The sequence below is a fragment of the Pectobacterium sp. IFB5596 genome, assembly GCF_021432585.1.
Classification (GTDB): Bacteria; Pseudomonadota; Gammaproteobacteria; order Enterobacterales; family Enterobacteriaceae; genus Pectobacterium; species Pectobacterium punjabense.
In genome coordinates this window covers 25947-34435 of sequence record NZ_LXFY01000015.1, presented here as the reverse complement: position 1 = coordinate 34435, position 8489 = coordinate 25947, and the positions used below count along the sequence as shown (strand labels likewise).

General features: G+C 53.1%; 8 protein-coding genes. 2 read left to right on the top strand and 6 right to left on the bottom strand.

Annotated features, from left to right (window positions below):
* Positions 1–16: 16 nt before the first annotated feature.
* The 3 genes from A6301_RS12890 to A6301_RS12880 form a co-directional block, all read right to left on the bottom strand.
* Positions 17–256, bottom strand: a complete 240-nt coding sequence (locus A6301_RS12890; RefSeq protein ID WP_234257964.1) for a hypothetical protein — start codon at positions 254–256, stop codon at positions 17–19.
* Between the two features lie 83 nt (positions 257–339).
* Positions 340–1086: an SDR family oxidoreductase gene (locus A6301_RS12885; protein WP_234257962.1), complete on the bottom strand. Its 747-nt coding sequence runs from the start codon at positions 1084–1086 to the stop codon at positions 340–342.
* A gap of 8 nt (positions 1087–1094) precedes the next feature.
* Positions 1095–2078 carry an MBL fold metallo-hydrolase gene (locus A6301_RS12880; protein WP_234257961.1) on the bottom strand — a complete coding sequence of 328 codons (984 nt, stop codon included), beginning with the start codon at positions 2076–2078 and terminating at the stop codon, positions 1095–1097.
* 190 nt (positions 2079–2268) lie between these two features.
* On the opposite strand from A6301_RS12880, the gene queE reads away from it, so the two are divergent.
* Positions 2269–2940, top strand: a complete 672-nt coding sequence (gene queE, locus A6301_RS12875; RefSeq protein ID WP_107169057.1) for a 7-carboxy-7-deazaguanine synthase QueE — start codon at positions 2269–2271, stop codon at positions 2938–2940.
* 77 nt (positions 2941–3017) lie between these two features.
* On the opposite strand, the gene queD is transcribed toward queE, so the two are convergent.
* Positions 3018–3380 carry a 6-carboxytetrahydropterin synthase QueD gene (gene queD, locus A6301_RS12870; protein ID WP_039306667.1) on the bottom strand — a complete coding sequence of 121 codons (363 nt, stop codon included), beginning with the start codon at positions 3378–3380 and terminating at the stop codon, positions 3018–3020.
* A gap of 95 nt (positions 3381–3475) precedes the next feature.
* Entirely contained in the window at positions 3476–4810 is a 1335-nt protein-coding gene (locus tag A6301_RS12865) for a glycoside hydrolase family 28 protein (RefSeq protein ID WP_234257959.1), read from the bottom strand.
* Positions 4811–5357: 547 nt separating this feature from the next.
* Here A6301_RS12865 and A6301_RS12860 point away from each other — a divergent pair.
* The gene (locus A6301_RS12860; RefSeq protein ID WP_234257958.1) at positions 5358–6650 is read left to right on the top strand and encodes an ABC transporter substrate-binding protein; all 1293 of its coding nucleotides are present in this window, start codon (positions 5358–5360) and stop codon (positions 6648–6650) included.
* Between the two features lie 36 nt (positions 6651–6686).
* Here the strand turns inward: A6301_RS12860 and A6301_RS12855 are convergent, their stop codons facing one another.
* Positions 6687–8366, bottom strand: a complete 1680-nt coding sequence (locus A6301_RS12855) for a hypothetical protein (protein ID WP_234257965.1) — start codon at positions 8364–8366, stop codon at positions 6687–6689.
* Positions 8367–8489: the final 123 nt, after the last annotated feature.

Below are 8489 nucleotides of genomic sequence, written 5' to 3'. Positions count from 1 at the left end.
CTGGCAACACGGTTACTCAGTCGCCGCCGCCCTGCGAACCCAGGCTTCCGGCTAAATTATGCCGCTGCGCGGTTCCATCGGTGTTCCTGCCCGCTAGTCGAGCCGCCAGTGACGCGTTTACTCGCCCCATAAATGGGGCTCGCCCTTCGGGCCAGCACAAGTGCTGTTCAAAAACGTCTCTGACGTTTTTGTCAGACGCGGCACTGGCTTTCGCGACGTCCTGTCGCTCACTCTGCTGCCAAGCCCACCGCTGCATAATTTTTACGCCGGATAACGGCAAAACCCATAATAACTCGCAGCATTTGTGTATAAGAACCTTGTGAAGGTAGAAGGAATGCTTTATTTCCCGCCTGCTAAATCGATAAAATTCCCGGTGACGTAAGAGGCTTCGTCCGATAACAGCCAGCTTATCGCCTGCGCGACTTCCATCGGGTGACCCCCCCGTTTCATCGGCAGTGAATGCTTGATGCGATCCACTCTTGCCGGCTCACCGCCGTCAGCATGCATATCGGTATAGATAAAACCGGGCCGCACGGCGTTAACACGAATGCCTTGATCGGCGACCTCCAGCGATAAACCAATGGTCAGCGTATCGAGTGCGCCTTTTGATGCCGCATAGTCGATATATTCATGCGGTGAACCCAACCGGGCAGCCGCGGATGACACGTTGACGATGGCCCCGCCTTTTCCGCCATGCCTGAAGGCCATACGCTTGACCGCTTCCCGGGCACAGAGAAAACTGCCCACCGTATTGGTAGCAAAAATAGCGTTAAGCCGCACGGCATCAAGCTGTTCAATGGTCGCTTGCGGTTTCAGCATCGCGGCGTTATTCACCAGACCTGTCAGACAGCCAAGTTCTTTATCCGTTCGCTTAAAAAGCTCGACGACCTGCTCTTCATCCGCGATATCGACCTGAACGGCGATGGCGGTTCCGCCGTTCGCACGTATCTCTTCGAGAACGCTATTCGCACTGTCCTGCTGGGTGCGGTAGCCGATGCAAATCTTGTGACCTTTTCCTGCCAGATAGCATGCCGTTGCGCGACCGATGCCGCGCGAACCGCCAGTAATCAACGTAATGAGTTCCATTCTGCCCCTTAGTTTTTGAGCCCCGCCATACTGTAATTCGCAGGGAGCCAGCGGTAACCGTTGGTGGTTCCATTGCGTTCCAGACGTGTACCTACGTGGCCGATACCGGGGAAAGGTAGGTGAGCGCCCGCGACCCAGTATCCCTGACTGGCGGCGTCGGCCAGCGCTTTATTACGGGATTCCGTCGCCTGATCCATATTTGAGTCAAAGCTGATGGTGGTGGTGGGTAAGCTCATCTGTACCGCTTCTGCATGAATGATATCTCCCCATACCAGCAGTTTTTTCCCCTCACTTTCGACCATAAATGAGGTGTGTCCCGGCGTATGGCCTGGGCTTGGAATAGCGGTGATGCCGGGCAGCAGTGTTGTCTGCTGGGCCGGGAAGGTTTTCAGTTTGTTCTCTTTCTTAATGGCATCAAAGGTGTTTTGCACGCGTTGGAACGCCGCCTTTCTGTTCTCTGGCGCGTTCTTCAGGTTTTCCGGGCTGAGCCAGAAATCGGTTTCTGGTTGACTGACATACACGGTGGCATTCGGGTAATTCAGCTTATTGTCCTGCACCAAACCACCAAAATGGTCGCCGTGCAGGTGAGTCATCAACACGGTATCGACCTGCTCAGGTTTGTAGCCCGCCGCAATCAGATGTGGCAGCACTTTCCCTACCGTAGGATTACTCTGTTTGCCGTTGCCCGTGTCGATCAGAATGAGGTGTTTCCCGGTATTGACCAAATAGGCGTTGATCGATGTTTCCACCTGCGGTGACAGCGATTTTTCCGCTAACAGCTCGGTGATTTTTTCCGGTGGCGTGCGCTGTAGCAGTTTATCCATGGACATGGTGTTGGTGCCGTCAGACAGGGCGGTGATTTCAAACTGTCCGAGCATGATGCGGTAATAGCCTGGTTGAGTTTTAACCTGGGCAATATCCTGTGCCTGCGCAATCGCAGGTACAAATGCACACGAGGCGAGTAATAAGGCTAATGGTTTCAATAACTTCATTTATTGTTGTCCTTGTTAATAATGAAACATAAAAAGCAGGCGAAATCGTAACAACAGATTGATTATTGACGCATGTTCCGAATTACTCAACTGTCCCCAGACTGGCGTGTTTCCGCTGCATCGCCACTGTCCTGCAACGCGAAGGATTTAGGGTATAATGCATTTTTAAGTGAGCGAGACAGTGAAAAACATGCAGTACCCGATTAATGAAATGTTCCAGACGTTACAGGGCGAAGGCTATTTTACCGGTGTACCGGCGGTGTTTGTGCGTCTGCAAGGTTGCCCGGTAGGTTGTAGCTGGTGCGATACCAAACACACCTGGGACAAACTGGCAGAGCGGGAAACCTCATTGGATCAGGTGCTGGTAAAAACGGAAGAAAGCGATGCCTGGGGCGCGGCGAGTGCGGACGATATTCTGGCACTGATGGCGCAGCAGGGTTATACGGCACGCCACATCGTCATCACCGGCGGAGAACCCTGTATCCATGATTTGGCTCCGCTGACGCTACAGTTGGAAAAGCAGGGCTTCAGCTGCCAGATTGAAACCAGCGGCACGCATGACGTGCGTTGTTCGCCTAAAACCTGGGTGACGGTATCGCCAAAGGTGAACATGCGCGGCGGCATGAAGGTACTCGATCAAGCGCTGCAACGGGCGGATGAGATCAAACATCCGGTAGCGCGTGAACGTGATATTGAAGCGTTGGATGCGTTATTGGCACGGCTTGATGATGATAAGCCGCGTATTGTGGCGCTACAGCCGATTAGTCAGAAAGAGGATGCAACGAAACTGTGCATCGCAACCTGCATCGCCCGCAACTGGCGGCTCTCCATGCAGACACACAAATATCTGAATATCGCCTGATAGTTATCGATAGATAGTAAGGGCGTGAGAGAGGGATCTTCACGCCAGACTACATACCACTTCTTACCACTTCCTCGTTACTCGCCTTTATAGACGCAGCCCGCGGTGCAGGTTTCTTTCACCATCACGGCGCTGAGCAGCGGTAACGTCGGTTTCAACTGCTGCCAGATCCAGTGTGCCAGCACTTCGCTGGTCGGGTTTTCCAGACCGGGGATCTCATTCAGATAGTGATGATCCAACCGTTCCCATGTCGGCTTGAACGCGGCTTTCAGTTCAGAGAAATCCATTACCCAACCGGTATACGGATCGACTTCACCGGTAATTTCCAGTCTCACCATGAAAGAGTGCCCATGCAGTCTCCCGCATTTGTGGCCTTCCGGCACGTGAGGCAAATGATGTGCGGCTTCAAACTGAAAATCTTTAAAGAGTGTCGTGACCATAGCGATGTTCCCGGTTTCGTTCTGAAAAAAGGGGCTTTCAGAACATAGTATGCAAAAAGCCGTCGCATACTACCCGAAAGTGTCGCGCGAATCACTTATTCTTCCTGTTGCACGATCGTGGCGTGATGCCAGCCGGATGGCAGCGGATCGGGGCGGTGGATCGTCATGTGGCTGGTGGTCAGGTTCAGTACGCCACGGGCAAAGAGTGCAGGCATGCCGTTAGGGTAGTGCTCAACACCGAAGGCGCGACCCGTTTCAGGATCGACCCGATAGGCATTGTCCAGCCCCATCCCTGTTGGTCGCTCCGGGTTGCAGGGCGGGCGCACATCGTACATGCCCTGTTCCGGTGAATCGCTCTGCCGCTGTTCGAGATGCACCGCGTGGAAATGGATATCACGAATGTAGCCTGCGGGCGTGCTATGCAGGTTAATCGCTCCTTCGCTGATCCCTGAGATCTGTGAAAATTGTACGGCTTCGATCCGGCCCGGTTCGATGGCCGGATCGCGATAACGCACGGAGATAAAGATCGGATCGGCTTTGCCCCAATGGCACGGATGCGCAGCGACGCACTGGAAGGTGATGTTGCTGAATTGCAGGCGTCTGAATGCGCCGCCATCGCGGGAGATCAGGCCGATTGCGCGGTTAGTGTCGTAAATAGCGCAGTTGCTGACGGAAATATCTTCAATATCGGCAAAGGTTTCGGTACCAATTTTCAGTGCACAACTCTTGGAACGCAGCAGGCAGTTACTGATGACAACCTGCTGTACTTTACGTTGCAGAGGGGGCGGTTTATGGGTGGTTTTGATACACAGCGCATCATCGGCGGCGCTCAATGAACAGTTGCTGATTTGCACCTGCTGACAACTGTCGAGATCCAGCGCATCGGTATTCGCCATGCTTAGATCGTTATCAATTGTTAGACGTTCGACGATGATCTGGCGACAGCTGACCAGATGCACGGTCCACATCGGGGCGTGTTCAATCGTAAAATCACACAAGCGAACGTGTTCGCAATCCTCAAAGACCACAATGCGTGGGCGATGTTTTGCAGGCAGACGATAGCCCTGATCGTCAGGTTCCGCAGAGAAATAGGCGTCGGCATTCCCCATGATCTTACCTTGACCGCAGATCGTGATATTGCGCTGTTGATAGGCATAAAGAAACGCACGATGCGACAGTTCGGCCATGCTGATCGTCGTGGCCTGCGTAAACTGCTCATAGTCCCCGCTGACGATGAGCTCCGCACCCGCCTCCAGTTGCAGACAAAAATTGGAGGGCAGCAGTAATCCCCCTAACAGATAACGTCCCGGTTCCACCGTCAGCGTGCCGCCGCCCTGTGCCGCAATTCGATCGATAGCCTGCTGAAAAATGGCAGTATCCAGTGTGATGCCATCAGCGGCGGGGGAGTATGACTGAATAGAGTGTTTCATGATGAGATCCCATGTTGTCCTTCATGAGCGCATTGCAGCACGTTTTGGCGTGTTCGACAGGCGCTGCCACGATGAAATCTGTGGAGCTTGGAGCGGGCTTCACAGCGCAGGGCATACCGCTCAAGAGAATGTGAAAGGCATAACGAAGAGGGCGGCGTACTGCTTCATACCGTGTGTGTTTCATCACGCTTTTACGCCGATTTTTCTCTTTTGCCGCATGCCTGAAGTGGTTTTGTTGTTTTTGTGTATCTTATTTGTGAATTAAATCTCTTTTTGGTGTGATGCGTCGGTTAATGATGTGAGGGATATCCCTACCGCGCCAGATAGCGCTTACGAGATGTGATTGAAACGCTCATTAGCGCTGCGTTGTCCGCGATATTTCTTCCATCGGCCCCGCAAATCACGCGTTTTCTCGCCGTGGCGACTGGCGCGATAAAAAAGGTTCTGCCTATCTTGTCAGGGTCGAGAAATGTAGCCATGTACCCTACCTGTTCTCATCTATACGCCACACCAGACACACCACAATAATAATGTCGTTGGGGGAAAAATGAGATTACCTGGACTGATTGCCATCGCCTTCTCTGCGCTCTGTTCACTCGCGCAGGCTGCTGAACCCGTGGAATTACGCCTCTCCTGGTGGGGAGGAAACAGTCGCCATCAGGCGACATTGACCGCGCTGGAAGCGTTTCAGAAACAATATCTGCATATCAGCGTAAAACCCGAATATACCGGTTGGGATGGGCACCTATCTCGCCTGACGACGCAGATTGCCAGCGGCGAGGAACCGGATGTGCTTCAGGTAAACTGGAACTGGCTGCCGATTTTCTCCAAGACGGGCACTGGGTTTTATGATCTGAATAAGCTGAAAGATACGCTGAAATTACAGGATTTCCCCGAAGATGCCCTGAAGCCAGCGACCATTGATGGCAAGGTGAACGCGATTTCCACCTCGCTAAATGCGCTGGTGATGTACTACAACACGGAAACCTGGAAGAAGGCCGGGCTACCGTATCCCACGACCTGGGATGATCTGTTCCATGCGGGTAAGGTATTTAAAGAAAAACTGGGTGATAACTATTTCCCCATTGCTTCGCCTGCGCAGGACAGCGGTGAAGGCGTGCTGGAATTGATCAACTATTACATGACGCAGAAATATCAGATCGGCATGATCGACGAAAAGAACAAACGCTTTAACTACAGCGAGGCGCAATGGGTTGAGGCATTTCGCTTCTATAAGCGGTTGATCGATGAACATGTGATGCCGTCTTCGAAGTATTACAACGCGTTTGGCAAAGTTGGCATGTATGAAACGCGCCCCTGGATTAACGGGGAATACGGTGGTGCACATCTGTGGATTTCGGTCGTGAAAAAATACGCCGATCCGCTGGCCGCGCCCGGCAAGCTCGAATTAGGACCGTACATCATGACGCCGGGTTCGGAGAATTCAGGGCAGTTCTTCAAACCGTCGATGCTGTTTGCCATTAGCAAAAATACCAAACACCCGAAAGAAGCGGCGCTGTTGCTGAATTTCCTGATGAACGATCCTGAAGGGGCGCTGCTGATGGGGACCGAGCGCGGTATTCCGCTCAGCCGCATCGCCAGACAAGCGCTGGAAGAAAAGCAGAAGCTGGATACTAACGATCTGTCGGTTGCCGGACTATCGCTGGCGCTGCAAAAGCCGATGCAAACGCCCGTTTCCTCTTATCTTGAAGATCCCCAACTGGCGAGTCTGATCCTACAAACGATTGAACAGCTTGATTATGGCAAAAAGAGCGTAGAAGAATCGGCGAAAAACTTCAGTAGTTCAGGGGAGCGCATTCTGAAACGGGTGATTCGCTAATCGAATGAAAGGCTAAGATCGTTACTGGCCAGCGCGTTACGTCAGTTCAGCCAACTGCTGTTGTAGGCTATCGGCTAACGCGCGTGGGCGTCCGGCATCAAACATCACATGCATGCTCACCGGGTAATCCCGGTGTTGCAGGCAGAAATCCTCCATTTCATGTCCGATGCCGTATAGCGCCTGAATATTGGTTTTGGCGATTTCCCGCAGCGTCCAGTTGTTTTCCACCTGTTTGCAGTAGTGCAGCGTAAAGAAGGCTTTCTGCGCGTGAACAAAGGCGCGGCAATACAGCGTCAGACCACGCCATTCCTGCTGCCAGCGCTGTCTGAGCGCCTCCGGCATCGTGTATTCACGAGAAAATTGCAGTGCGGCCTGTTGGCACTGCTCCGCCAACTGCCACGCGGCATCTTTCTCTTTTGCAATGTGATAGAGGTTTTGCGATGCGAGCTCTGCGTGCTGCGGGTCGAAAGTAATATCCTGTCCAGAGCCCGGTAGCCAGTGGTTACGATTTAGCTGACCGTACAGACTCCAGATTGCCTGACCAAAGCTGGTCGGCAGCAGGCTGTGACGATGAAAAACGTGGTGCCTGGCATAGAGCGACAGTGAAATAGCCTGATGCGCCTGATCCAACAAGGCTTGCATGGTGTGCAGTACGTTATCGTCCGGCTGCCACTGGTAGCGCGCCATTACCCACTGTGCGAATAGCGTACTTTCGTTTGCCGATGCAGTCTGGTTCGTGAGTAAGCGAGAGCAGGCGAACAAGGTGAACTCACTGAGTGTGCCTATCACGCTGTGATTGTCTACGCCTTCCCAACTGATGCGGCACAGTGCGCTGACAATCGCGGGATTTTTCTCCCGACACCACAGCAGTCGACCCTGAACTTCGGTGTAACGTAGAAAAGGGAGATTGCCCCAGCCGACTTCTTCGCCTGCCAGATCCAATTCAACCCAGACTTCACGCCCGTTGACGTCCAGAAGTGTCGGATTATTGGGAAACTCAGGCCAGAAGCGTTCCGGTGTGACTTTGATCGCGACGGAAACGGACTCCGGCAGTGTGCGAATCGCGTTCAGAACGTTACCGATATCCTGATGGCTGGCGGGAAAGGCGCGCAACACCAGATGGCGCTGGTGATAATGCATCACACGGGCGACGGCGGAGAACAAACGGTGGTAGATCTGCTCGCTGGTGGCGTTGGTCGGCCAGTGTGTGGTGACAGGAACGGTGCCGTTAATCTCATCGCCGGAAGGCGCAGAAAAGCGCAGTAAACTGTCGCTGTTGGAGATTGCTAGCAGCAGGCCGTTCAATCGCGGGATTTGCTGCATCAGCAGTTCGACTTTGGCTGCAAGGTAGTCGCACCAAAAATCGGTATCCATGCGGAGGCTATGTTTGTCGTCCAGTAATTCTGGATGATGAAGCAGTAGATCCGTGGGAAACGACAGCTCTTTGCATTGCAGATACAGCGCCAGACCTTGTTCGCGGCAGTGCGCTGCGACTTGATTCAGGTAAACGCAGCGAGAACGCTGCTGGCTGCTGATGCGATCGTCAAAACGCGCGTTGTTGTAGGCATCCGGCGTTACCAGTTTATCCAGTAAATCTGCCGCCCCCAGCACTAACGTATTGAAGCCCTGTTCACGAGCGTAATCGACAACCGAGATGACCTGTTGCCAGTGCCAAATATCTTGCGTATTAAGTTCCAGCGCGCGTCGTTGCCACATCATTTCTCTCCCGTTGCCACTGGCGTGAGTATCGCATTGATGGGTTATCGCAAAGGATAAATTCCTGCGGCGAACGCCAGAAATGTGAGCCTGTTCGCTAATGTTGATCGTCTAAGGTGTGGT